Source organism: Serratia sp. LS-1, assembly GCF_003719595.1.
Taxonomy (GTDB): Bacteria; Pseudomonadota; Gammaproteobacteria; order Enterobacterales; family Enterobacteriaceae; genus Serratia; species Serratia ureilytica.
Genome location: NZ_CP033504.1, coordinates 4,265,835 through 4,291,432, shown reverse-complemented (window position 1 = coordinate 4,291,432; position 25,598 = coordinate 4,265,835). Strand labels below are relative to the sequence as shown.

At 61.0% G+C, this 25,598-nt stretch carries 19 protein-coding genes; 10 read left to right on the top strand and 9 right to left on the bottom strand.

The genetic code is table 11. From position 1 onward, the window contains the following. The first annotated feature begins 34 nt into the window (after nucleotides 1–34). Nucleotides 35–2,074, top strand: coding sequence for an AsmA family protein (locus EDY99_RS20470; RefSeq protein ID WP_123062035.1), 2,040 nt, complete (start codon nucleotides 35–37; stop codon nucleotides 2,072–2,074). On the opposite strand, the gene EDY99_RS20465 is transcribed toward EDY99_RS20470, so the two are convergent. The 3 genes from EDY99_RS20465 to yhjD form a co-directional block, all read right to left on the bottom strand. Continuing rightward, nucleotides 2,075–2,842: a CDP-diacylglycerol diphosphatase gene (locus EDY99_RS20465; RefSeq protein ID WP_060660144.1), complete on the bottom strand. Its 768-nt coding sequence runs from the start codon at nucleotides 2,840–2,842 to the stop codon at nucleotides 2,075–2,077. A gap of 100 nt (nucleotides 2,843–2,942) precedes the next feature. Further along, on the bottom strand, nucleotides 2,943–4,265 hold the full coding sequence (locus tag EDY99_RS20460) for an MFS transporter (RefSeq protein ID WP_016930463.1): 1,323 nt from the start codon (nucleotides 4,263–4,265) through the stop codon (nucleotides 2,943–2,945). A 329-nt stretch (nucleotides 4,266–4,594) separates the two neighbouring features. Further along, nucleotides 4,595–5,614, bottom strand: coding sequence for an inner membrane protein YhjD (yhjD, locus tag EDY99_RS20455; RefSeq protein ID WP_021505224.1), 1,020 nt, complete (start codon nucleotides 5,612–5,614; stop codon nucleotides 4,595–4,597). Nucleotides 5,615–5,955: 341 nt separating this feature from the next. On the opposite strand from yhjD, the gene EDY99_RS20450 reads away from it, so the two are divergent. Further along, nucleotides 5,956–6,822, top strand: a complete 867-nt coding sequence (locus EDY99_RS20450) for a crotonase/enoyl-CoA hydratase family protein (RefSeq protein WP_033652699.1) — start codon at nucleotides 5,956–5,958, stop codon at nucleotides 6,820–6,822. A gap of 16 nt (nucleotides 6,823–6,838) precedes the next feature. On the opposite strand, the gene pdeR is transcribed toward EDY99_RS20450, so the two are convergent. Beyond that, on the bottom strand, nucleotides 6,839–8,833 hold the full coding sequence (gene pdeR / locus EDY99_RS20445) for a cyclic di-GMP phosphodiesterase (protein WP_033645368.1): 1,995 nt from the start codon (nucleotides 8,831–8,833) through the stop codon (nucleotides 6,839–6,841). Between the two features lie 542 nt (nucleotides 8,834–9,375). Here pdeR and spy point away from each other — a divergent pair. Continuing rightward, on the top strand, nucleotides 9,376–9,867 hold the full coding sequence (spy, locus tag EDY99_RS20440) for an ATP-independent periplasmic protein-refolding chaperone Spy (protein ID WP_033645367.1): 492 nt from the start codon (nucleotides 9,376–9,378) through the stop codon (nucleotides 9,865–9,867). Between the two features lie 91 nt (nucleotides 9,868–9,958). On the opposite strand, the gene EDY99_RS20435 is transcribed toward spy, so the two are convergent. After that, nucleotides 9,959–11,176, bottom strand: coding sequence for a Tm-1-like ATP-binding domain-containing protein (locus tag EDY99_RS20435; RefSeq protein WP_123062034.1), 1,218 nt, complete (start codon nucleotides 11,174–11,176; stop codon nucleotides 9,959–9,961). Between the two features lie 263 nt (nucleotides 11,177–11,439). On the opposite strand from EDY99_RS20435, the gene EDY99_RS20430 reads away from it, so the two are divergent. The 3 genes from EDY99_RS20430 to EDY99_RS20420 all read left to right on the top strand — a co-directional run bounded on the left by EDY99_RS20430 (nucleotide 11,440) and on the right by EDY99_RS20420 (nucleotide 16,890). Next, a complete protein-coding gene (locus tag EDY99_RS20430; RefSeq protein ID WP_033645365.1) occupies nucleotides 11,440–12,078 on the top strand; it encodes a TetR/AcrR family transcriptional regulator in 639 nt (212 codons plus the stop codon). 480 nt (nucleotides 12,079–12,558) lie between these two features. Further along, nucleotides 12,559–15,582: an autotransporter serine protease gene (locus EDY99_RS20425; protein ID WP_123062033.1), complete on the top strand. Its 3,024-nt coding sequence runs from the start codon at nucleotides 12,559–12,561 to the stop codon at nucleotides 15,580–15,582. A 456-nt stretch (nucleotides 15,583–16,038) separates the two neighbouring features. Further along, a complete protein-coding gene (locus EDY99_RS20420) occupies nucleotides 16,039–16,890 on the top strand; it encodes a helix-turn-helix domain-containing protein (protein WP_033645361.1) in 852 nt (283 codons plus the stop codon). On the opposite strand, the gene EDY99_RS20415 is transcribed toward EDY99_RS20420, so the two are convergent. The 4 genes from EDY99_RS20415 to EDY99_RS20400 all read right to left on the bottom strand — a co-directional run bounded on the left by EDY99_RS20415 (nucleotide 16,880) and on the right by EDY99_RS20400 (nucleotide 21,641). Beyond that, nucleotides 16,880–18,664: an ATP-binding protein gene (locus EDY99_RS20415; RefSeq protein ID WP_116286893.1), complete on the bottom strand. Its 1,785-nt coding sequence runs from the start codon at nucleotides 18,662–18,664 to the stop codon at nucleotides 16,880–16,882. The two genes, EDY99_RS20420 and EDY99_RS20415, sit on opposite strands and share 11 nt — an antisense overlap. After that, on the bottom strand, nucleotides 18,661–19,155 hold the full coding sequence (locus tag EDY99_RS20410; RefSeq protein WP_033645359.1) for a molybdopterin-dependent oxidoreductase: 495 nt from the start codon (nucleotides 19,153–19,155) through the stop codon (nucleotides 18,661–18,663). Before EDY99_RS20410 ends, EDY99_RS20415 begins: the two co-directional genes overlap by 4 nt. Nucleotides 19,156–19,315: 160 nt before the next feature. Continuing rightward, nucleotides 19,316–20,668, bottom strand: a complete 1,353-nt coding sequence (gene gorA / locus EDY99_RS20405; protein ID WP_033645358.1) for a glutathione-disulfide reductase — start codon at nucleotides 20,666–20,668, stop codon at nucleotides 19,316–19,318. A 130-nt stretch (nucleotides 20,669–20,798) separates the two neighbouring features. Then, complete coding sequence (locus EDY99_RS20400; protein ID WP_033636386.1) at nucleotides 20,799–21,641, bottom strand: 23S rRNA (adenine(2030)-N(6))-methyltransferase RlmJ; 843 nt, start codon at nucleotides 21,639–21,641, stop codon at nucleotides 20,799–20,801. Nucleotides 21,642–21,776: 135 nt separating this feature from the next. Between EDY99_RS20400 and EDY99_RS20395 the strand changes: the two genes are divergently transcribed. From EDY99_RS20395 to rsmJ, 4 genes are all read left to right on the top strand, one after another. Next, nucleotides 21,777–22,181 carry an ASCH domain-containing protein gene (locus EDY99_RS20395; RefSeq protein ID WP_025304616.1) on the top strand — a complete coding sequence of 135 codons (405 nt, stop codon included), beginning with the start codon at nucleotides 21,777–21,779 and terminating at the stop codon, nucleotides 22,179–22,181. Nucleotides 22,182–22,197: 16 nt separating this feature from the next. Beyond that, the gene (locus tag EDY99_RS20390; protein WP_033651785.1) at nucleotides 22,198–22,659 is read left to right on the top strand and encodes an HIT family protein; all 462 of its coding nucleotides are present in this window, start codon (nucleotides 22,198–22,200) and stop codon (nucleotides 22,657–22,659) included. Nucleotides 22,660–22,777: 118 nt separating this feature from the next. Further along, nucleotides 22,778–24,820 (top strand): oligopeptidase A, encoded by a 2,043-nt coding sequence (gene prlC, locus EDY99_RS20385; RefSeq protein ID WP_033645356.1) that lies wholly within the window; start codon nucleotides 22,778–22,780, stop codon nucleotides 24,818–24,820. An 8-nt stretch (nucleotides 24,821–24,828) separates the two neighbouring features. Then, a complete protein-coding gene (gene rsmJ / locus EDY99_RS20380) occupies nucleotides 24,829–25,575 on the top strand; it encodes a 16S rRNA (guanine(1516)-N(2))-methyltransferase RsmJ (protein WP_033645355.1) in 747 nt (248 codons plus the stop codon). Nucleotides 25,576–25,598 lie beyond the last annotated feature (23 nt).

Sequence of the window (25,598 nt, the reverse complement as noted above, 5' to 3'; positions counted from 1 at the left end):
TCGGCAGCCCGATTTATGCGCTGAGGGAGCCGCTATGACAAGAACAGGAAAGGTTTTCAGCTGGCTGGGCGGCATTGTGCTGCTACTGATCGTCGCGCAGGCGATCTTCATTGCTACCTTCGACTGGAATCGACTCAAGCCCACCATCAACGACAAAGTGTCGGCCGAACTGCGGCGACCGTTCGCCATTCGCGGCGATCTGGGCGTCGACTGGTCGCGCAATCCGGATGAGGGCGGCTGGCGCGCCTGGGTGCCCTGGCCGCATATTCACGCCGAAGACGTGTGGCTGGGTAACCCGAAAAACATGCCCGGCGACAGCATGGTGACGCTGCAGCGCGTCGACGCCAGCATTGCGCCGCTGGCGCTGCTGGGTAAAGAGCTGCTGATCCCGCGCATCTGGCTGAAGCAGCCGAATGCTTCGTTGCAACGTCTGGCCAACGGCGACAACAACTGGACGTTTGACCTGGCTGCCGGCCAGGATCCCAAGCAGCCGCCTTCCGACTGGTCGTTCACCGTTCACGACATCGTATTCGACAAGGGGCAGATCGCCTTTAAAGACGCCACGCTGAAGGCGGATTTCCGCGCCGTCATCGATCCGCTCGGCAAGCCGTTGCCGTTCAGTGAAGTGACCGGCAAACAGGGCGGCGACAAGACCGCGACCCCCGATTACGTTTTCGGCTGGCAGGTGAAGGGCAAATATAACGGCGAACCGTTGAGCGGCAGCGGCAAGATTGGCGGCATGCTGTCGCTGCAGAGCGCCGATTTGCCGTTCCCGCTGCAGGCCGATGTGCGCTCCGGCAGCACCCGGGTGGTGGTCGCGGGCACCTTGTCCGATCCGCTGAACCTCGGCGGCCTGGATGTACAGCTGAAATTTTCCGGTGAAAGCCTGAGCAACCTCTATGGCCTGACCGGCGTGTTGTTGCCGAATACCCCGCCGTATGCGACCGATGGTCATCTGACCGCCCGTCTGCATCAGCCGGGCGGCGCGGTGTTTGAGTACCAGAAATTCGACGGAAAAATCGGCGACAGCGACATTCACGGCAGCTTGAAGTACGTTGCCGGTAAACCGCGGCCCACGCTGAGCGGTGCGGTGAACTCCCGGCAGCTGAGGTTGGCGGATCTGGCGCCGCTGATCGGCGCCGACTCCAACGCCGCCAAAGCCGGGCGCGGCGAGAAAAGCCGTCAGCCGGCGGATAAGGTGCTGCCGGTCGAACAGTTCGATACGCAAAGCTGGAGCAAGATGGATGCGGACGTGAAGTTTGCCGCCGCGCGCATTGAACGCGGCAGCGATTTGCCGCTGAGCGATCTGGCCACGCACCTGAAGCTGAACAATGGCGAACTGCGCCTGGATCCGCTGCGCTTCGGCATGGCGGGCGGCAGCCTGAACGCTGTCGTGCGCCTCGACGGCGGCAAAAAGCCGATGCGCGGGCAGGTGGATATGCATGCACGCAAACTTCAGCTTAAACAGCTGTTGCCGAACGTGGAGGCGATGAAGCGCAGCCTCGGGCAGATGAACGGCGACGCCAGGCTGACGGGCAGCGGCAATTCGGTGGCCGAGCTGCTGGCGACCAGCAACGGCGATCTGCGCCTGCTGATCAATAACGGGGTGATCAGCCGTAGCCTGATGGAGATCCTCGGTCTGAACGTCGGTAACTATCTGGTGGCGCAGCTGTTCGGTGACGACGTGGTGGGCATCAACTGCGCGGCGGCGGACGTCGGCATCCGCAGCGGCGTCGCCGCGCCGCGACTGTTCGTGTTCGACACCGAAAACGCGGTGATCAACATCACCGGCAACACCAACCTCGCCACCGAACGGCTGGATTTGTCCATCGATCCGGAAAGCAAGGGGATGCGCGTGCTGACCCTGCGATCGCCGCTGTACGTGAAAGGCACCTTCAAGCATCCAGACGCCGGGGTCAAAGCCGGGCCGCTGATCGCGCGCGGCGCGGCGGCGGTGGCGTTGGGGGCGGTGCTGACGCCGGCGGCGGCGCTGCTGGCGTTGGTCTCGCCCAGTGAAGGCGGCGAGGAGAACCAGTGCGGGCAGATCCTGCGGGAGATGAAAGGCAAAAAATAGTCAGGCGCGCGGCGGCGGCGTGAGCAGCCGGCAGTCGTGATCCTGGATCTCTTCCGCCGAGGCCAGGGTGAACGGCAGCAGGCTGCGCTCGGTTGCCAGCAGCAGGAAATCCCCGTCCGGCAGCGCGGTCATCGCCAGGCCGAAGCTGCCCATGCGCCCGTCGGCGCGCGGCAGGCCGGAGGCCAGCAGGCGGAAGGCGCCCTGTTGTTCCAGTTCGGCGGGGGTCACCCGCCGCCCCAGATAGTCATGCCCCAACAGGCCGCCGGGCAGCGGTTGCCATTGCTCGATGAAATGGGGGCCGATCTGCGCCAGCCGCTGTTTTACCGCCGGCAGCAGGCAGGAGATATGAATGTGCAGCTGGTTTTGCGTGCGGCCATATTCCGAATTGATCGCCAGTGAAATATCGCCGTCGTCGATCGGTTTGCCATAGCGTTCCGCCATCACGTGGCGCGCGCGCCAGGCCTGGGCGAAGAAATTCGGCGTGGCGGCGTCCAGCACCGCCGGGCTTTCGATACCGGTGATTTTGGCGCTGGGCATCAGCAGGTATTGCAGCGGCCCGTTGCGATCTTTAAACACCACGAAACCGGCCTGCACATCCACCTGCGCGCAGGGCGCCGGGTTGTCATGCGCCTGCTGATTGGGCAGACATTGCTGGCTGACGATGCGCCACAGCGCATCGGGATGGTCGGGTTTCAACCCGTAATAGAGCGCGATGGCGAGAGCCGCCAGCAGCACCACGCAGACAAATACCCCACGACGCAGAGACATCGGCCGATCCTGTTACCGAGAGAAACGTCCAGCATAGCCCGGTTTTATGACAGGAAACGAACAACGCGTGCGGCCCCCCGCAGTGAGGGGCCGCAGAGGATCACAGCGACTGGTGGCGGGTTTCTTTCATCAGCAGGAGGGCCAACAGCGTCAGCCCGGCCATCGCCGCCAGGTACATGCCGACGTAAAACAGCCCGTAGTGGGCCGCCAGCCAGGTGGCGATGTAAGGCGCCACGGACGCGCCGAGAATCGACGCGACGTTGTAGGAGAACGATGCGCCGGTATAGCGCACTTCGGTGGGGAACAGCTCCGGCAGCAGCGCGCCCATCGGGCCAAAGGTCAGCCCCATGATGCTCAGGCCGCACAGCAGGAAGCCCATCACCAGCGCCTGGTTGCCGGAACCCAGCAGGGTCGGGAACAGGAACGCGAAGCCGATCATCAGCAGGGTAATGGCGATCATGGTCTTGCGACGGCCGAACGCGTCCGCCAGCAGGCCGGCGATGGGCACCATCACGCCGAAACCGATCACCGCCACCATCAGCATCCACAGGAAGCTGTTGCGGGAGTAACCGAGCCCCAGCGGCTGCGGCGCAGTGCCGTAGGTCATCGAATAGACCGTCATCAGATAAAACAGCGTGTAGGTCGCCAGCATGATGAAGGTGCCGAGGATGGTGGCTTTCAGATGCTTGCTCAGCAGCGTGCCGAGCGGCACTTTCACCTGTTTGCCGGCCTTGGCCGCTTTGGCGAACACCGGCGTTTCATGCAATGACACCCGGACGTACAGGCCAATCAGCACCAATGCGGCGGAGAGGATGAACGGCACGCGCCAGCCCCATTCCATAAATTGCTGGTCGCTCAGCAGCCACGAGAGCAGCAGGAAGGTGCCGTTGGCGAAGAAGAAGCCGATCGGGGCGCCCAACTGGGGGAAGGAGCCGTACAGCGCACGTTTTTTGGCCGGCGCGTTCTCCGTCGCCAGCAAGGCGGCGCCGCCCCATTCGCCGCCCAGCCCCAGCCCCTGGCCAAAGCGCGCCAGCGCCAGCAGGATAGGGGCGAAGATGCCGATGGTTTCATAGCTCGGCAGCAGGCCGATCAGCACGGTGGAAATCCCCATGGTCAGCAGCGAGGCGACCAGCGTCACCTTGCGCCCCACGCGATCGCCGAAGTGGCCGAACAGCGCAGAGCCGATAGGGCGCGCGACAAAGGCGACGGCGAAGGTGGCCAGCGACTGCAGCGTCGCGGTGGTCGGGTCGCCCTGCGGGAAGAAGATGTGCGGGAACACGATCACCGCGGCGGTGGCGTAGATGTAAAAGTCGAAGAACTCGATGGCGGTGCCGACCAGCGAGGCGACGATGACTTTCCCGCGGGAATTCACCGGTGTAGACGCGTCGTCGGCGTCGAGTGGGGGTGCGATGGTGGCTTGCATATCTATTTCTTATTGTTGGAGGGGGTAAAAATCCATCTTAGTGACAGCATTCCGCCTTTTCAACGCTGGAACTCTGGGCAGCGCCGCCGCTAACCGGTTAAAAAGACTAATGTTTTCCCTGACTTCTTTTCTGTAGCGTTAAACGTTGAGAAATGGGGTTCATACAGTGTGAATGGCTGTAAAAACGGGAAAGAAAAGTGACTGGGTAGTTTGTTATGCTGGTTTTTCGAATGCCATGCCGCATGATTTAGAGAGATTGACTGGTTTTTTGCTTGTTAACCAGAGGAAAGTGCCGGCGCGTGCGATAACACCGGCACGATTGCATGGCTTCAGCGTGCCGGCGGCTCGCGTTCCGGCAAGGCTTTGTCGCCTTTGTAGTCGGCCGTTGCGATCCAGGCGGCGCAAAACAGCGTCAGGCGGGCGAAGAAGTAGAAGAACGCCATCAGCCCGATCACCGAGCCGAAGGCCGCGCCGGAGGGCGATTTCGCCACCTGCGGCAGCGTCATCGTCATCACGAACTTGATCACCTCAAAGCCGATAGCCGCAAGCAAGGTGCCGCGCAGCAGCGCTTTTTTCTTCGGTTTGTGGCGCGGCAGCATCCAGAAAATCCACAGGAACAGCAGATAGTTGGCGAAAATCGAGATCGACAGCGCGATCGTCGTCAGCGCCGGCCGCAGCCATTCGATGCCGTCCAGCCCCAGTGCGTTGACGATCGCCGCCTGCGCCGAGCCGGCGACCGAGGTCAGCGACAGCGTGATAATCAGTGCGACCACCAGGCCGGTCAGCGAGATGAAGTCGCGGGTGTACTTGAAATAGATTTTCTCCTGATCCTGCGGATTGCGCTCCCAGACGTCACGCGATTGCGCGCGGATCGCTTCGCGCAGGTTGCCCATCCAACTGATGCCGGAATAGAGCGCCAGCGCCAGGCCGGTCAATCCCACGGTGGTGCGCTGCTGAATGGCGGTGTTGACGGTGTTCTTCAGCGTGCTGGCCAGCGTCGGATCGCTGATGCTGCCGACGATCCGGTTGATCAAACGGGCCAGCAGATCCGGGTTGGAAGCCAGCACGAAACCGGCGGCGGCGAACGACACCATCAGGATCGGGATCAGCGAGAGGAATGAAAAATAGGTGATGGCGGCGCCGAACTGGCTGCCCAGCCGATCGTTAAAGCGTTCGGCGGCGCGCAGCAGGTGCGCAACGCTCGGCCAGGCTTTGATGCGTTCAATCAGACGTGAAAAACCGCTGATGCGGCGGTCGAGCGTTTCATGGCCGGTCTTGATGGCGATAAGCGGCTTCGGCGGCGTGTCTTGTGCGGGCTGGCGGCGTTCCTGGTCTGGTCCTGTAGGCATTACTTCACGATTTCCTTAACGTTAAACGGCATGTATCCGCGTTGATTATAGCCAAAGCCCCGCGGCGTTTTGAGCGCCGGGGCGGCAAACGGTCATTTTCCGAGCTTAACGCGTTAGCGCCCGGCATGAAATGCCAGGAGGCGGCCGATAGGTAAAATTCCTATGAAAACCCCGCCGCGCCTCGGTTTTTTTCACTTCCCTACCTCCAATTTTTATCTGTTTCGTCGGCGAGAAAGCGTTTACTCATGATGTGGCGCCACGCGTTGCCGAGCGCCGCTCCGCTGCAGCCGTAGGGGCTGGAACGGTCTCACCCGTCATCAACAGAAAAACTGGAAGGTCTTATGAAATTGCTTAATCACCCCACCTGCCGTCCGTTTACCGAAGCGGGCAATCTGTCGCAGCTTTCCGCCTACTATGAAGAGGAGAGGCATATCATGTGGATGCTGCTGCGCGCTGCGCCGCGTCCTTGCTTTAATCAGGCGCTGATCGAAGACATCATGACGCTGGCGCAGGCGGCGAAAGAGTCTTCGCTGCGGTTCGATTTCTGGGTCACCGGCTCGCTGGTGCCGAACATGTTTAACGTCGGCGGCGATCTGCAGTTCTTCGCCGAAGCCATCAAGAACCGCAAACGCGAGGCGATGATGGCCTACGCGCGTGCCTGCATCGACTGCGTGCATGCGGCGGCGCGCGGTTTCGATACCGGCGCGGTCAGCATTGCGATGGTCGAAGGCAGCGCGCTGGGCGGCGGCTTTGAAGCGGCGCTGGCGCACCATTTCGTGTTGGCGCAGAACAATGCGCGCATGGGGTTCCCGGAGATTGCGTTCAACCTGTTTCCCGGCATGGGCGGTTACTCGCTGGTGGCGCGCAAGGCGGGCATGCGCTTGGCCGAAGAACTGATTTGGGGCGGCGAGTCGCACACCGCAGAGTGGTTCGAGAGCCGTGGGCTGGTGGATCAGCTGTTCCAGCCCGGCGACGCCTACATGGCGACGCGCACTTTCATCGATACCATCCGGCCGAAGCTCAACGGCATGCGCGCCATGTTGCGGGCGCGTCAGCGCGTGCTGCAGCTGACGCGTTCCGAGCTGATGGACATTACCGAGGATTGGGTGCACTCGGCCTTCACCATTGAGGAAAAAGATCGCGCCTACATCGAGCGGCTGGTGATGTTGCAGGATCGCCACACCCTGAACCTGCGTCGTGCCGGCTAACGTTAACGCGCCCGCCTCACGCGGAAGGTGAGCGCGGGCGATAGGACTGCAGCCAATGCTCCAGCTGTTCCGGGAGCATTGGCCGCGCAAACAGAAAGCCCTGCTTTTCGTCCACGCCGACCTCGTCGAGGAACTGATTTTCGCTCTCGGTCTCCACCCCTTCGGCGATCACGCGGAAGGCCAGCGCCTCCGCCGCCGCGACGATCGCGCGCACCAGCGATTGCGAAACCGGGTTGAAATTCACCCCGCGCACGAAGCTTTTATCCAGCTTGATGGCGTCCAGCGGAATACGCGCCAGCTGCGCCAGCGACGAATAGCCGGTGCCGAAGTCGTCGAGATGCACCTGCGCGCCCAGCTCGCGTAGCCGGGTGATCAGCACGCGCGCGCGGTTTTCGTCTTCAATCAGGCTGCTCTCAGTCAACTCGAAGTCCAGCAGGCAAGGGGCCATGCGGTGACGGCGCAGCACCCCGAGCAGATCGTTGACGATGCCGTCGTCGGCCAGCTGCCGGGCGGAGAGGTTGACCGCCACCCGCAGATTCAATCCCCGCTCTCGCCACTGCGCCGCCTGGCAGGCGGCGGTCTGCAACACCCATTGGCCCAGCGGGCCGATCAGGCCGGACTCCTCGGCGTAGGAGATGAACTGCAGCGGCGGGATCAGGCCGCGCTCCGGTGAATCCCAGCGCACCAGCGCTTCCACGCTGTGCACTTCACCGCTGCGCGCGTCGATTTTAGGCTGGTAATACAATACCAGCTGATTTTGCTCCAGCCCTTTACGCAGGTTGGTGTCCAGCCACATGTATTCGGCGACGCGCTTGTTCATCTCCGGCGAGAAGACGGTATAGGTGCGCTTGCCGTGCTCCTTGGCGACGTACATGGCGGTATCGGCGCTGCGGATCAGGCTGTCGAGATCGTTGCCGTGCTCCGGGCACAGCGCGATGCCGATCGAACAGCCGGTATACACTTCGATCAGGCCGATGCGGAAAGGGGTCTTCAGCCGATCGATGATGCGCTGCGCCAGCGTTTGCAAACGTTCGCGATCGGTCTGAGGCGCCAGCACCAAAAATTCGTCGCCGCCGAGGCGGGCGAGCACCTGATCCGGGCTCAGGCAGCCGAGGATCGCCAGCGAGACCTCAACCAGCAGCCGATCGCCGAACATATGGCCGTAGGCGTCGTTGACCTTTTTGAAGTTGTCGAGATCGAGGTACACCAGGCCGAAACTCTCTTCGCCGCGCGTGGCGATGGCGTGGTTGATCTTGTCCTGGATGGCGTTACGGTTCGGCAGGCCGGTGATGATATCGGTGTTGGCCAGCACCCGCAGCCGTTCCTGCGCGCGACGCTCTTCGGTGATGTCGGTTCCTGAGCAGATCAGAAACACCTCGTTCTTGCCGCTGCCGCTGTGCACGAACTTATTGCGAAACAGGAACAGCCGCTCGCCCTTGACCGTCTTTACCCAGCGTTCCACCTCATACGAAGAGCCGTTGCGGAAGAAGCCGGCGATGTTGCGCCGCGAGGCGGCGGCTTCTTCCGGGCTCATAAACAGCTGGAAAACGTTCTTGCCGATCACCTCGTGTTCGTGCAGCCCGGTGTACTCCTCGCTCAGCCGATTGAAGCGCTGGATGCGGCCGTGCTGGTCGACGATCACGATCACCGAGTTGGCTTCGGACACCACCTGCTCGGCGAAGGAGAGCCCATGCACCAGATCGCGCGCCACGGATTGGGTATCGCTGAACGCGGACGCGGTGCCCGCCCATTCGAGGTTATTGACGCGGCGCCCGACCAGATGCAGATGCAGCGGTTCGCCGGCCAGCGTGATGGTGAGTTCAAGGCTGGCGGTCACGCCGGTCAAACGGCGAATTTTCGCCGCGTCCATGGCGCTCAGCGCCACCGCGACGTGGGCTTTGCCCTTAACGGCGGACAGCTCCAGGGCATTGCTGTCAAACGCCAGCCGCCAGTGGGGGCTCTGGGTGCCGAAGTGGGCGTTAAGAAGCTCAGGGCCTTGGTCTGCGGACATGATGATTCCTCAAAAGAGCACGGGCGGCCGGTCAGCACGAAGAACCGCTGGCGGCCTGTGGGCCCGAAAGTGGTCGCCGTGCGCGTCTGTGCATCATATAACAGGTTTTCACAGGCGGGGCGGGTAATGGAAACTATTCTATAAGCAATGATTAGTTTTGCGGTGTACGCGCCACCCGGCGACCGGTTGCCTTAAAGTGTAGGAGGAGAACATCGGGTCGTGCGAAGTTTGTACCGGCTTCCCCGCTAACGAAAAACGGTTTATGCAAGGTTGCCTTGTGGGCGAGTAAATTATAGCGGTGAGAGGGCGGCTGAAAAATAACCCTGTCGGGGAGATTTTTGCCGGGAAATTAAAATTTCCATTAAATAAACGCCTTCTTCATAGTTTTCTCATAATTGGTGAATAAACCCGTGACGGGTTTTAAAAAGTTTACACACCCTCGCATTACTTGAATTTTATCAGCCTATTATTATCTTCGACGAACGAATGAGCCTGTTAACGTACAGCGCTCCTGATGAAGAAAAATTTTTAAGGAAATGATTATGCGTAAATTGACGGCTTTATTTATTGCTTCCACGCTGGCTCTGGGTTCTGCTTCTGCGGCGTTCGCCGCTGATACGACGGCGGCCCCGGCTGCGGATGCCGCGCCGATGAAAATGATGCATCACAAGGGTGAAGGTAAAGGCGGCCCGTTCGCCGGGCTGAACCTGACCGAGCAGCAGCGCCAGCAAATGCGCGATATCATGAAAGAGTCGCACTCGAAACGCGGTCCGGGCATGAAAGAGGAACGCCAGGCGCTGCATAATCTGGTGGCTTCCGACAGCTTCGATGAAGCGAAGGCGAAGGCGCAAATTGACGCGATCGGCAAAGCGCAATCCGAACGCATGCTGGAACGCGCCAAGGCGGAAAATAAAATGTATAACCTGCTGACCCCTGAGCAGAAAAAACAATACAATGAGAATTATCAGAAACGTGAGCAAAAGATGATGGACCATATGAATAAAATGAAGGAGCAGATGTCCTCCGGTCAGTAATATACGCTCGCGGTAAATAAAAAAGGGCCAGACTATTTGTCTGGCCTTTTTTTTCGGCGTTATCTCCGGCAGACCCGGCAGCGAGTGATTATCATTCCCCACCGGCAATATGTCGGAACTGTTCGGCAACGGCCTGCGCAAAGCGCGGATCGTTAATATGGTAAGGCGTTTTTATTAACCGGCGCTTATGGGGGGCGTGCACCGTCTCCTCCAGCGTTTGCGTAAAGGCGGCCAGCGCTGCGGGATCCCAGAACGGTTGCCCAGGGGCATCCAGCGCCGACACGCCGCCCGCCGGGATCACGAAGCGCACTTCGCCCGCGCAGGCGTTGATTTTCTCGCCAATCCAATGTCCGATTAGCGCATTTTCCCGCGGGCTGGTGCGCACCAGCGTCACTTGCGGATTGTGATGATGGCGCAGGCGGTTCGCGTAGCGAGCCGGCACCGTATTCAGCGCGCCGAAGTTGATCATGTCGATCGCGCCGCAGGAGAGTACGCACGGGATGCCGGTACGCGCGATAGCACCGAAACGATCTGCATTGCAGGGCAGCACACCGCCAAACAGGTAATCGGTCACTTCGGTGGTGGTCAAATCGATGGCGCCGTGCAGTTGCCGGCTATCGATCAGTTTTTCCAGCGCTCTGCCACCGCTGCCGGTCGCGTGAAACGTCAGGCAGTCCCATTGCGGCTCAAGATCGGCAACCAGCGCCTGAATGCAGGGGGTGGTGACGCCAAACATCGTCAGGCCGATTGCGGGCTTGTCGTCGTGATGATCGACAGCGGCGAAGCGGACTGCGCCGGCTATCTGGCGCGCCGCATTGCCCAGCACCCGGCGCGAGATACGGTTCAGGCCGGCGAGATCGGTGACCGAATACAACATGCTGATATCACTGGCGCCGACATAGGCGGAAACGTCTCCCGCCGCCATGCTCGAGACCATCAATTTCGGCAGGCCAATCGGCAACTGCTGCATTGCCGGCGTGATGATGGCGGTGCCGCCGGAGCCGCCCAGGCCAAGCAGGCCGGCGATATCGCGGCGCGTCAGGATAAAACGTTCGAAAGCGGTCGCCATGGCGGCGATTGCCTGGCCGCGGCTGGCTAGAAAGACCGCGCCTGCGCCCGCCGGATGGTGGCGAGCGACCTCTTCTGGGCCGATATCGGCCGGGGAGTCAAACGGCAAGCTTCGGGTGGAGAGATCGACGGTTCGCGTGGGTAAATTCAGGCTGGCAATCAGCCGCCGCACATACTCCAACTCTTGTCCTTTCGTATCTGCTGTGGTAGCAATATAGACAAAATTTGAAGTATCTTTCATGGATTTTTCCGGGGTGTTTCTAATTTTTATTTAAAAATTAATGTATTATGTTTTTTTAGGTGCCCTGGTGTTGGCATTTAAATTAAATTGGTTAATGTATTTATATAATGAGACGGCAGTATCATTTTTGCAAGGGCAGCTCAGTGCAAAATGGGACTCCTGTCTCATTTTTGAGCTTTTTGCGCGGCCAACCCTTTGTCGTCAACCTGTCGGCAGTGGCGTCTCGCCTGTCGCGCAAGCGTGTACAGATGTATGAGGTTTAAGTGCCGATAAATGCTTTTCCCACCCCGTCCGACCTTTCTCTGACCTCCGCCCGGGCGAAAACACATCGTTTGTTGCTGGCCAGCGCAATGACGCTGTATGGCGAGGGCGCGTTTCCATCGATCACCGATCTGGCGGCGCATGCGCAGGTATCGCGCGCGACCGCCTACCGCTATTTCCCGACCCAAAGCGCATTAATTACTGCGGTGGTGGCGGAAAGTCTGGGGCCTATTCTGGCGTGGCGCCCGCAGGACGACGATGCCCTGAAGCGCATCCAGCAGTTGCTGACGTTGGCCTATCCTCAGATGGAGCGACACGAAGGGGCGCTGCGCGCCGCATTGCAGCTCTCTTTGCAGCAGTGGGCGCACGCCACGCCGGGCGAAAAGTTCGTGCGCGGCAACCGCAAGCGGCTGCTGGCGCTGGCGGTAGAGCCGTTGCAGGGTAAACTGCCGCCAGATTCTTTACAGAGAGTGATTCATGCTTTCTCGCTGATTTACGGTTCTGAGGTGTTCCTGGTGCTGAAAGATATCTGGGGGCTGGAGCTTGAGGGTATCCAGGATGTCACGCAATGGATGGCCAAAGCCATCCTGCGTCAGGCGGAAGAGGATGCGATGAACAGCAAAAAAACATCAGCAGGATAATCCAATTTTTGCCGCTGCCTGAGTGAAAAATCAGCATAATTCACTGAGTAAATATTGGCAAAAGTTATAATTAAAAGTGATAAAAAGCGCCTGTTAAGCACTTTTCAGGCGACGCTTTCTTTGGTTGTCTTTTAATTAAATATCATTATTTATCATTGTATTAATTTAATTATCCCCCGCGAATAAATGCCGCCTCAGCGCTGAGCGAGATCATTCTCTTTCCTTATCGTCCCCCGTCTGATTCATCCCTGAAACGTTCTCTCCGCCCACCGAACTGCCGAGTGACACATTAAGCGCACTTGAGATTGTTGTGCTTTATTTATTTGGTGTTACCAAACTGTTACACAAAAAATCTTATAAAACATTTGCAAACAACAACGGACGGTATCTGGGATGGAGAAGAAACTTAGAGGAGTTAAATCCGCTCGGGCGGCCTTCGGCTGGCCTGAAATCGGAGTTCATCGCGCACAATGGAGCGCGATGCTGATCTGCCTGACGGCGATCGGCGGCGCGCAGGCCTCCAGCTATATAGAGAACGGCAAAGCGGGCGATCCGGCCAGCTGGCGCAGCAGTGAGTTCAACGCGGAATGGGGGCTGGGGGCGATCCACGCCGACCAGGCCTACGCCGCCGGTTATACCGGAAAAGGCATCAAACTTGGCATTTTCGATCAGCCGGTCTACGCCAAGCACCCGGAGTTTGCCGGTGAGAATAAGGTGATCAATCTGGTTACCGAAGGCATCCGCGAATACACCGATCCCTATATTCCGGTGAAAAAAGGCGACACTTTCCGCTATGACGGTACGCCGAGCGTGGACTCCGATGGCACGCTCGGTTCGCACGGTACCCACGTGGGCGGCATCGCCGCCGGCAGCCGCGACGGCGGCGCCATGCACGGCGTGGCGTTCAATGCGCAGATCATCAGCGCGGAAAACGGCGATCCCGGCCCGGAGGACGGCATCATCCTCGGCAACGACGGCGCGGTGTACCAGGCCGGTTGGGATGCGCTGGTGGCCAGCGGCGCGCGCATCATCAACAACAGCTGGGGCATCGGCATTACCGAAAAGTTTGATGAGGGGGGTTATGACCCGGCTTATCCGCATTTCACAGTAAACGATGCGCAAAAGCAGTTCGATCAGATCAAAACGATCCTGGGCACCAAGCCCGGCGGCGCCTATCAGGGCGCGATCGACGCGGCGCGCAGCGGCGTGGTCACCATCTTCGCCGCCGGTAACGACGGCAATCTGAATAACCCCGATGCCATGGCCGGCCTGGCCTATTTCGTGCCGGAGATTGCACCGAACTGGCTGTCGGTCGCCAGCTTGCAGGATCCCACCAATACCGGCGACTACAGCATCAGCACCTTCTCTTCCCGCTGCGGCTACACCGCCAGCTTCTGCGTTTCGGCGCCGGGCACCCGGGTATACAGCTCGGTGATTGAAGGCACCAGCGTGGAGAATCTGACGACCGGCTACGCCAAATACAGCGGCACCTCGATGGCGGCGCCGCACGTGGCCGGCAGCGTTGCGGTGCTGATGGAGCGTTTCCCGTATCTGAGCGGCGCACAGGTGGCGGAAGTGCTGAAAACCACCGCCACCGACATGGGCGCGCCGGGCATCGACGCGCTCTACGGCTGGGGGATGATCAACCTGGGCAAGGCTATCAACGGCCCGGGCATGTTCTATACCGTCGAGGATATTCCCGCAGAGTTCCGCATCCCGGATCCGACGGGCGTGGCCTACGGCCCGACCCAGTTTGTCGTCAATATTCCGGGACTGGGCGCCGAGGTGGATGCCGGTACGTTGCATGCCAGGAAGTGTGACGATATCAGCTGTGAGTTGGACGTTTACTCCAATAACATCTCCGGCCACGGCGGCCTGACCAAGGAAGGGATGGGCACGCTGGTCATGACCGGTAACAACACCTATTCCGGCCCGACGCTGGTCAATCAGGGGCGGCTGGCGATCAACGGCTCGGTCACCTCGGACGTCAGCGTGCAGAGTGGCGGCATCGTCGGCGGCAGCGGCACGGTCGGTTCGCTGACCGCCCGCCGCGGCGGCACCGTGGCGCCGGGCAACTCGATCGGCACCTTGAACGTGGCGGGCAACGTCAGCTTCGAGCCGGGTTCGCGCTACGCGGTGGAAGTGGGGCCGAATGGCCAGAGCGATCGGATCCAGAGCAGCGGCTCGGCGACGATTGGCGGCGGTGAGGTGGCGGTGACGCTGGAGAACAGCGCCAACCTGCTGACGCAAAGCGAGGTGCGCAGCCTGCTGGGCCAGCAGTACACCATCCTGAGCGCGCAGCAGGGGGTGAGCGGGCAGTTTGACGCGGTGGCGCCGAACTACCTGTTCCTCGGCACCGGGCTGAGCTACCAGCCGGCCGGGGTGACGCTGAGCGTCGGGCGCAACGGCACGAGCTTCGCCAGCGTGGCGCAGACGCCGAACGAGCGGGCGGTGGCGGCGGCGGCGGATGCGCTGGCGGCGGGCAACCCGGTGTACGAAAGCGTTCTTAACAGCGGTACGGCGGGCGAGGCGCGGCAGGCGTTCCGTCAGCTGTCGGGGCAAATCCATGCGGATATCGCGTCGGCGCTGGTGAACGACAGCCGCTACCTGCGTGAGGCGCTGAACGGGCGGCTGCGTCAGGCGGAAGGGCTGGCGAGCTCGTCGGCCATCAAGGCGGACGAGGACGGCGCCTGGGCGCAGCTGCTGGGGGCGTGGGACCACGCGTCGGGCGACGCCAACGCCACCGGCTATCAGGCCTCGACCTACGGGGTACTGGTGGGGCTGGACTCGGCGGCGGCGGCCGACTGGCGGCTGGGGGTGGCGACCGGCTACACCCGCACCTCGCTGCACGGCGGCTACGGGTCGAAGGCGGACAGCGACAACTACCACCTGGCGGCGTACGGCGACAAGCAGTTCGGGGCGCTGGCGCTGCGTGGCGGGGCGGGCTACACCTGGCACCGCATCGACACCAAACGGTCGGTGAACTACGGGATGCAGTCGGACCGTGACACGGCGAAGTACAGCGCGCGCACCGAACAGCTGTTCGCGGAAGCGGGCTACAGCGTGCAGGGCGAGTGGCTGAACCTGGAGCCGTTCGTCAACCTGGCGTACGTGAACTTCGAAAACAACGGCATCGCGGAAAGCGGCGGCGCGGCGGCGCTGCGCGGCGACAAGCAGCACACGGATGCGACGGTGTCGACGCTGGGGCTGCGTGCGGACACCGCGTGGCAGGTGACCCCGGGCACGACGGTGGCGCTGCGTAGCGAGCTGGGATGGCAACACCAGTACGGCGGGCTGGCGCGTGGCACCGGGCTGCGGTTCAACGGCGGCAACGCGCCGTTCGTGGTGGACAGCGTGCCGGTATCGCGTGACGGTATGGTGCTGAAGGCGGGGGCGGAAGTGGCGGTGAACGAAAACGCCTCGCTGTCGCTGGGCTACGGCGGGCTGCTGTCGCAGCACCATCAGGATAACAGCGTCAACGCCGGCTTCACCTGGCGCTTCTGACGTTCAGCGGTCATTACAACGACAACGGAGCCGGCATGCCGGCTCCGTTTTTATTTGCGGCGGTAGGGGGAGAACGTATGATGGCGCGGCGTCAGGACAATAAAAAACCGGGACCCTGACGGATCCCGGCTCAAAAGTGGGTAAAACAGATTAGCGCTAAAGGCTCAAGCCCCGTTTTGCTTATGCAGTCCGAGCGATGTGGACATCGTCTCAGTAGCGGCAACGGAACAAATTTTCCCTGGTGTTACTATGGTTATTATTAAAAAACGTGCTGGTGTTGTTTTTTTATAGTGTATTGCTGTATGTCTCTTTTGATACCATGTTTGACGATGCAACATGGTATGTCAAGCAACGTTTTTAACGCATAATTGCATGGGATGCTAGTTTTAGATGTGGCTTTTTCAGCAGAAATAATCAAAACGACTGATAAATCAGTAAAAAAAATCGAAGGAACAAATGGATAACAATCACCAAAAATTCGATTCACAGTCGATTGCCAATCGGGTCAGAGAGCTGTTTTTACATTACGGGATTGGAAAACGTCAGCATGCCCGAGAGCTCAGCCGCATCTTGGATCTGAGTTTTTCACATGCGCACCGCAAATTGAAAGGGCAAAGCCCCTGGACGCTGGAACAGATCAACAGCGTCGCGGCCGCGCTCGGAGAAACGCCGGCGGCGATCGCCGATTTGAGCGCCGAACACGAGGCGGCCGAACCGAACATGGCGCGCGATGCCATCTTTTTTGTGGCAGGGGTCGCGATGCCTTGCGTCGGGCACATCGGCGACGAGCTTCCCGCCGGGCGGCCGGCGGAATTTGTGGCGCTGCGCATCGAGGGGCAATGGCATATCTATCGCGCCGATGAGGCGCCGGCAGGGCCGCGTTATGGCGTCGAGCTGATCGAAATCCGGCCCGGCTATGGCGACGACGAGCGTCTGAGCATTGCGGTATTGGACGATTCGCATCAGGCGGCCGATGAGTTGGCCAAGTATCTTGGTGGCTGCGGTTTCAACGCGGTGGCGTTTTACGACGTCGACAGCTTCTGTCAGGCGTTGCAGCAAAGCCTGTTCGACGGTTACGTGGTGGACTGGCTGATCGGTGAAGAAACGGCGGATCGCTGTATCGCCACCATCCGCGCCTCCGACAACCCGGACGCGCCGGTACTGGTGCTGACCGGTGAGCTGGGCACCGATCGACGCGAATCGGAAATCGCTCAGGCGATGCGCGAGTACGATGTGCTCGGCCCTTATGAAAAACCGGTGCGGCTCCATGTGATCGAAGCCGCACTGCAACGCTGTTTTAATCTTTAGCGGGGAACACCTCGGCCAGCGCGTTCGACAGCGCATCCAGCCGAACCGGCTTCATCAGGTAGTTGTCGAACAGCGCGCGCTGATCCGCCGTGAGTTGCTCCGGCGTGTAGGCGCTGATGCCGATGATCGGCACATGGCGGTTGGGGCCGCGACGATTGCGCAGCTGCCTGGCCAGGGCGGCGCCGTCGATGCCCGGCATCTGCAGATCCAGCAACAGCGCGTCGTAAGGGCGTCTGAGCAGTTTCTGCAGCGCGCGCTCCGGCGAGTCGCACAGTTCGTGCTGGTAACCCAGCTTATCCAGCAACGCCGCAAAGGCGTCACCCACCGACTTGTTGTCATCCACCACCAGCACCTGCTGCGGTTTCTGCTGCAGAGAGGTATTGGCGGTGGCGGGCTCGTCGGCGCGTTCTTCTTCACTGATCTGCACCGGAATGCTGACGATAAAGGTGCTGCCCTTCTTGATTTCGCTGTACACCGTGATGGTGCCGTCGAGCAGCGTCACCAGGCCATGCACGATCGCCAACCCCATCCCCACGCCGGCATATTGCTTGGTATGCGACTGATCCAACTGGGTAAAGGGTTTGAAGATCTGATCGAGCTGGTCTTTTTCGATACCGATGCCGGTGTCGGTCACTTCGATAATCAACGAACTGCCGCCGGGTTGACGGCGCAGACAGCTGTGCAGCGTAATGCTGCCGCTTTCGGTGTATTTGTAGGCGTTGGTCAGCAGGTTGACGATAATCTGCCGGATGCGCAGCGGGTCGGAATGCACCAACAGGTGGCTGCACTCCACCTCGCAGCTCAGTTTGACCTGTTCTTTGCGGGTCAAAGTAGCGATTTCGTTGGCGGTCTCCGCGATCAGCTTCTGCGCGTCGAACGGCACGATGCGCAGCTCCATCATGCCGCTGTCGAGGTGCGCGTAGTCGGTCAGATCTTTCATTTGGCTTTCGATCTGCTGCGCGGCGGTCTCCAGCCGCTGGAAGGTGTCCGCATGCTCCGCCGATACCCGGGTATTCACCAGCACGTCGATGGCCGACATCACGCTCTGCAATGAGGTGCGCAGCTCGTGGCCGATGGCGCCGAGGAAGGCGTTTTTGGTGCGGGTCGCTTTCTCCGCCTCGATCGCCTTGGCCTGCTGGCGAATGGTCAGCCGCTGCTGACGGAACACGATCAGGGTGATGGCGATCAGCGCGATCACCGAGAACATGACAATCACCAGCCCATAGAAAATGATGTGCCGTTTCTCGATGTAGTCCTCATAGGCGGCGGTGCGCTGCTTCACCTCGGCGTGGTCGGTCAGGTTGGCCATTTCGATGGCGTAAGGCTTAATGGCCTTCATGGCCGCGAAAACCTGATTGAAGTCGATTTTCGGGTTATCCAGCAGTTTATCGATGCGATCCATCTGCAGGCGCATCTGCTTGACCACTTCCGGGTAGCCCGGCTCGGCGTACAGCGGTTGCGTGGATTCGGAGACGGTTTCCAGCACGTAAAAGCGCGAATAGAGGATTTCGAACCGCAGCCGCAGGTTGTCGTTGTCCACCTGCGGCGCGTGGCTCTGCTGCTCGACGAACGTGTCGAATTCCGCCAGCTTGATGGAGAACTTGGCGATCGACCAGGAGTAGTTCTCCTGCGTGCCGGCGATGGCATACAGCCCTTTCTTCGACAGGGTGGCGCTGTAGTAATAGAGCGTGACGGTCGAAGCCACCAGAAACAGCGCGGCGAAGATGGCCGGTATCGCCAGCCTGCTGCCGTTCTTAAAGGTCGTCAGCTTCATTTGATCACGATCCTGTCGACTTGCCAGATAAAGCGCGAGTTGTACAACGGCGAGTTCAGCTCAGGCCCGGCGGCGTCACGCGGGTAAACCAGGAACAGCGGGCCGAAGTTTCTGAGCTTCAGCATCTCCCCGTCCATCTTGTAGGCCAGGATCATGTTGTACTTCTTGACGTCGGACAACGGCACGTCGATGTAATAATCGTTCAGCGCGTAGAAGGTCAGCGTCTCGCCCTTGGCGCCGACGCGCTCCAGGATGTCGGCCACCGAAATCCCTTCAAACTTCCTCTGCGGCGTCCAGGAGGTGGAGGTCGTGATGCTGTGCACCGGCATCGCCAACAGCTGTTTATCGGTGAACAGATAGCTTTTTTTGACCGGATCGGTCACGTTGTCGATCTTGCCCGCCACTTCCAGGGTAAAGCTGAGCGCGCTGCTCTGGGCGATAATCAGGGCCACGCAGGCCATCGCAAGGGTTTTGCATAGTTTGAACAGCATCGGCGTTCTCCAGAGGCGCGGGGAGGTTTGTATCAGTCCCGCTAATTTATCAGGCAGAATAATGGCAGAAAAAGCAGGCGGGTGCGAAGGGAATAGTAAACCGCACAAAAAGAACAGGCCGGTATTTACCCCGGCCTGAGAGAGGGATAAACGTAGCGCCTCAGCGCATGGTGACGAACTCTTCCGCCGCAGTCGGGTGGATAGCCACGGTGTTGTCGAAGTCCTTCTTGGTGGCGCCCATCTTCACCGCCACCGCGAAGCCCTGCAGGATCTCGTCCATGCCGAAGCCGATGCCGTGCAGGCCGACGATTTTCTCTTCTTTACCCGCGCACACCAGCTTCATGCGGCACGGCTGGCGGTGCTGCGTCACGGCGCTGTACATGGCGGTGAAGGAGGACTTGTACACCTTCACGTTGTCCGCGCCGAATTTCTCGATGGCTTCCGGCTCGGTCAGGCCGACGGTGCCGATCGGCGGGTGGCTGAACACCACGGTGGCGATGTTGCTGTAGTCCAGGTGCTCGTCCGGCTTGTTGTTGAACAGGCGCTCGGACAGGCGGCGGCCGGCGGCCACGGCGACCGGGGTCAGCTCTACCGCGCCGGTGTTGTCGCCCACCGCGTAGATGCCTTTGACGTTGGTGTTCTGGAACTTATCGACGTCGATGTAGCCTTTCTCATTGGTTTTCACCCCGGTCACGCCGAGGTTCAGGTTGTCGGTCGCCGGTTCGCGGCCGATGGCCCAAATCAGGCAGTCGACGGTGAATGCTTTGCCGTTTTCCAGCTGCAGCGTCAGGCTGCCGTCGGCGTTCTTGACGATTGCTTTCGGCACCGATTCGGTATGCAGGCTCGGCCCCTCGGTGTTCATCACTTCCACCAGGGTGTCGACGATCATCGGATCGAAGGTGCGCAGCGGCGCGTGCTTGCGCACGAACAGGTGCGTTTCCGCGCCCAGCGCGTTCAGCACGCCGGCGATCTCTACGGCGATATAGCCGGCGCCCACCACGGCGACGCGTTTCGGCATGGCGTCCAGCTCAAAGAAGCCGTCGGAGTCGATACCGTATTCCGCGCCCGGAATAGCCGGATGGCTCGGGCGGCCGCCGGTGGCGATCAGGATGTGATCGGCGGTGATGGTTTCGCCGTTCACTTCCACGGTGTGCGCATCCACGAAGCGCGCGAACCCTTTGATCACGTCAACCTTGTTCTTGCCCAGCACGTTATCGTAGGAGTTGTGAATGCGGTCGATATAGGCGGTGCGGTTGGCGACCAGCTTTTTCCAGTCGAAGGCGTTGACGGTGGTGTCGAAGCCGTAGTCCGGGCCGTACTGATGGATGGCCTCGGCGATCTGCGCCGCGTGCCACATGACTTTTTTCGGTACACAACCCACGTTTACACAGGTGCCGCCCAGCTCTTTGGCTTCAATCAGCGCACACTTTTGGCCGTACATGGCTGCCCGGTTGATCGATGCGATACCGCCGCTGCCGCCGCCTATTGCTAGATAATCGTAATGTTTCGTCATCTGGGATTTCCATGAGTTGTGAATTTGAAGAGGGTAAGAGTTTAACGCCTGACCGGGGTTTGTCGCAAAGATTGCGTCGATGGCTGCGATAGGCGGACGCAGGGCGCGGCAAAGCGCGCCCTGCCGGGGATTATTCCGGTACCACCCAGTTGACCAGATGGTGGCCGATGCCCGACGGCACCAGCACCTTGTGCAGCCACGGCAGCACGTTTTTCATCTGCTGTTCCAGCTTCCACGGCGGGTTGATGACGATCATGCCGGAAGCGGTCATGCCGCGCTGATCGCTGTCGGGTTTCACCGCCAGCTCGATCTGCAGGATGCGGCGAATGCCGGTGGCTTCCAGATCGCGCAGCATGCGTTTGATCTGCTGGCGCATCACCACCGGGTACCACAGCGCGTAGGTGCCGGTGGCGAAACGCTTGTAGCCTTCCTGAATGCCTTTGACCACGTCCTGGTAATCGGTCTTCATTTCATACGGCGGGTCCATCAGGATCAGGCCGCGGCGCGACGGTGGTGGCAGCTGGGATTTCAGCTGCTGATAGCCGTCGGCGCGCTGCACTTTGGCGCGCTCGTCTTTCTGGAACTCGCTGCGCAGCAGCGGGTAATCGCTCGGGTGCAGCTCGGTCAGGTGAATTTTATCCTGCGGGCGCAGCAGCTGGCGGGCGATCAGCGGCGAGCCGGGATAGTAGCGCAGCGTGCCGGAACGGTTGAAGTTGTGCACCACGCTCATGTAGGCCGCCAGCTCCTCGGGCAGATCGTCGCGTTGCCACAGCAAGCCGATGCCTTCCAGGTATTCGCCGGTGCGCTCGGCGTGTTCGCCGCTGAGCTGATAACGGCCCGCGCCCGAGTGGGTATCCAGATACAGGAACGGCTTCTCTTTTTCCTTCAGCGACTCGATGATCAGGCTCTGAACGGTGTGTTTGAGCACGTCGGCGTGGTTGCCGGCGTGGAAACTGTGGCGATAACTTAACATGACGGGTGGCGGTTCCTTGTGCTCCGCAGACGGAGCATTCAATGCAATAAGGCTTATAATCTGCACAGTATAAACTGTCTGGCCGGGAAAAACCGGACTCCGTTGCCGCAGACGTTAACAGAAAGGGACAGGACGATGAGCAAACAGGCGATTTTGGCGAATTACCCCGACGCGGCGCGCTGGGCGTTCGGCGACGGCCCAGCGTTAGCCGACGAACTGCTGGGGTTGGTGCTGAGCGGGGATAAAACCGCCACCTGCAGTTCCTATGCGAGCTATCGTCGGGAACAAACCCCGAGGATCGGCGATTACAGCATCGTTCTCGATGGCCGCGGCGAACCGGCCTGCGTGATCAGGACCCTGGCGCTGCGCCTGGTGCGCTACGACCAGGTGACCGCCGAGATGGCGGCCAAAGAGGGCGAAGGCGACAAAAGCCTGGCATTTTGGCGCGAGGGGCATCAGGCATTCTTTACCCGCGAGGGGAGCTTTGCGCCGGACATGTGGCTGGTATTCGAAGAATTCGAACGGGTTGAAACGCTGTGAATCACAAGGAGAAAGGATGAGCTGCATTTTTTGCGACATCGTGGCGGGCAAGGCGCCGTGCCATAAAATCTGGGAAGACGACGACCATCTGGCGTTCCTGTCCATCTTTCCCAACACCGACGGCTTCAGCGTGGTGATCCCCAAGGCGCACCACCCGAGCTACGCGTTTGACCTGCCGGACGAGGTGCTGAGCGCGTTGATGCTGGCGACCAAGCGGGTGGCAAAGCAGCTGGATCGCGCGTTCGACGACGTCGGCCGCTGCGGCATGGTGTTTGAGGGCTACGGCGTTGACCATGTGCACGCCAAACTGATCCCGCTGCACGGCACCGCGTCGCTGGAGCAGTGGCGGCCGATCGAATCGACCTCGCCGAAGTTTTTCACGCGTTACGAAGGTTATATCTCCTCCCACGATGCGGCGCGCGCCGACGACGAACAGCTGGCGGCGCTGGCCGCCCGCATTCGCCAATGCGCCGTTTAAGGCACGAACGATCAACGCCGGGCATTGATTTTCCTGTTGCCTGGCTCCATGTTAGAGGTTCATACGCATTTTAAGGCTCGCCCCCGTGGCGGGCCCCAACGCTAATCAGGACTGCCCTATGACAAATCCGTTGCTGACCCCGTTTTCCCTGCCGCCGTTTTCGGCGATCCGCCCTGAAGATATCGTGCCTGCGGTGCAATCCGCGCTGGCGGACTGCCGCGCTGCGGTAGAGCGCGTGGTCGCGCAGCCGGGGCCGTTCACCTGGGACAATCTGTGTCAGCCGTTGGCGGAGTCGGACGATCGCCTGTCGCGCATCTGGTCGCCGATCGGGCACCTGAACTCGGTGAAAAACAGCCCGGAGCTGCGCGCCGCCTATGAGCAGGCGCTGCCGCTGCTGTCCGAGTACGGCACCTGGGTCGGCCAGCACGAAGGGCTGTACCAGGCCTACCGCAGCCTGAAAGAGGGCGCGGCGTTCGAGACGCTGAGCGTGCCGCAGCGCAAGGCGGTGGACAACGCGCTACGCGACTTCGAGCTGTCGGGCATCGGCCTGTCGGCGGACAAACAGCAGCGCTACGGCGAGATCGTCGCGCGCCTGTCCGAGCTGGGTTCCACCTACAGCAACAACGTGCTCGACGCCACCATGGGCTGGAGCAAACTGATTACCGACGAAGCCGAGCTGAGCGGCCTGCCGGAAAGCGCGCTGGCGCAGGCCCAGGCGATGGCGCAGGCCAAAGAGCAGGACGGCTGGCTGCTGACGCTGGACATGCCGAGCTACCTGCCGGTGCTGACCTACGCCGACAACCGCGCGCTGCGCGAAGAGATGTACCGCGCCTTCGCCACCCGCGCCTCCGATCAGGGGCCGAATGCCGGCAAATGGGACAACAGCGAAGTGATGGCGGAAACGCTGGCGCTGCGCCATGAGCTGGCTCAGCTGCTGGGCTTTGACACCTACGCCGACAAGTCGCTGGCGACCAAGATGGCGGAAAGCCCGGAGCAGGTGATCGGCTTCCTGAGCGATCTGGCCAAACGCGCCCGCCCGCAGGCCGAGCAGGAGCTGGCACAGCTGCGCGCCTTCGCCAAACAGCACTATGGCGTGGACGAGCTCGACGCCTGGGACATCACCTATTACGGCGAAAAACAAAAGCAGCACCTGTTCTCCATCAGCGACGAGCAGCTGCGCCCGTACTTCCCGGAACAGCGTGTGGTGGAAGGGCTGTTCGAAGTGGTGAAACGCATCTACGGCATCACCGCCAAAGAGCGTAAAGACGTGGATACCTGGCATCCGGACGTGCGCTTCTTCGATCTGTTCGACGCCGACGGCGAACTGCGCGGCAGCTTCTACCTCGATCTGTACGCCCGCGAAAACAAACGCGGCGGCGCCTGGATGGACGACTGCGTCGGCAGCCTGCGCAAGGCCGACGGCACGCTGCAAAAACCGGTCGCTTACCTGACCTGCAACTTCAACCGCCCGCTGGGCGACCAGCCGGCGCTGTTCACCCATAACGAAGTGACGACGCTGTTCCACGAGTTCGGCCACGGTCTGCACCACATGCTGACGCAGATCGATACCGCCGGCGTCTCCGGCATCAACGGGGTGCCGTGGGATGCGGTCGAGCTGCCGAGCCAGTTTATGGAAAACTGGTGCTGGGAGCCGGAAGCGCTGGCGTTTATCTCCGGCCACTACCAGAGCGGCGAGCCGCTGCCGAAGGCCATGCTCGACAAGCTGCTGGCGGCCAAGAATTACCAGGCGGCGCTGTTCATTCTGCGCCAGCTGGAGTTCGGTCTGTTCGATTTCCGCATGCACTTCGAATACAGCCCGGAGAAAGGGGCGCAGATCCTGCCGACGCTGGCGGAAGTGAAGAAAATGGTGGCGGTGGTGCCTTCGCCGAGCTGGGGCCGCTTCCCGCACGCCTTCAGCCACATCTTCGCCGGCGGCTACGCGGCGGGTTACTACAGCTACCTGTGGGCGGAAGTGCTGTCGGCCGACGCCTACTCGCGCTTCGAAGAAGAGGGGATTTTCAACGCCGAGACCGGCAAATCCTTCCTCGACAACATCCTGTCGCGCGGCGGTTCGGAAGAGCCGATGGCGCTGTTCAAACGCTTCCGTGGCCGCGAGCCGCAGCTGGATGCTATGCTGCGCCATTACGGCATTAAAGGATAACCCGACACGTGAGCGTGTGTTTATTGTGTGAAGCAGGCGCCGATCCCGGCGCCTTGTCTGTTTTGGCGCAGCGCTGGCGGCTGACGTCCGACGACGACGCGCCGATGGCGCTGGTACTGACCCCGCAGCGGCTGGAGCTGCGCAAGCGCGACGAGCCGAAGCTTGGCGGGATCTACGTCGATTTCGTCTCCGGCGCCATGGCGCACCGGCGCCGTTTCGGCGGCGGCCGCGGCGAGGCGGTGGCCAAGGCGGTCGGCATCAAGGGCAGCTACCTGCCGGACGTGGTGGACGCCACCGCCGGGCTGGGGCGCGACGCCTTCGTGCTGGCGGCGCTGGGCTGCCGGGTGCGGATGCTGGAGCGCAATCCGGTGGTGGCGGCGTTGCTGGACGACGGCCTGCAGCGCGGCTATCAGGATGCGGAAATCGGCCCATGGCTGCGCGATCGTCTGACGCTGCTGCACGCCTCCAGCCTGACGGCGCTGGCGGATCTCAGCCCGCGCCCGGAGGTGGTGTATCTCGATCCGATGTTCCCGCACAAGCAGAAAAGCGCGCTGGTGAAGAAAGAGATGCGGGTGTTCCAATCGCTGGTGGGCAGCGACGATGACGCTGACGGCCTGCTGGAACCGGCGCGCCGTTTGGCGACCAAGCGCGTGGTGGTGAAACGCCCGGACTACGCGCCGCCGCTGGCCGATGTGCCGGCGCACGCCGCCACGCTGACCAAAAGCCACCGTTTCGATATCTACATGCCGCTGTAATGTCTGCCGGGCCCGCGGTGTCG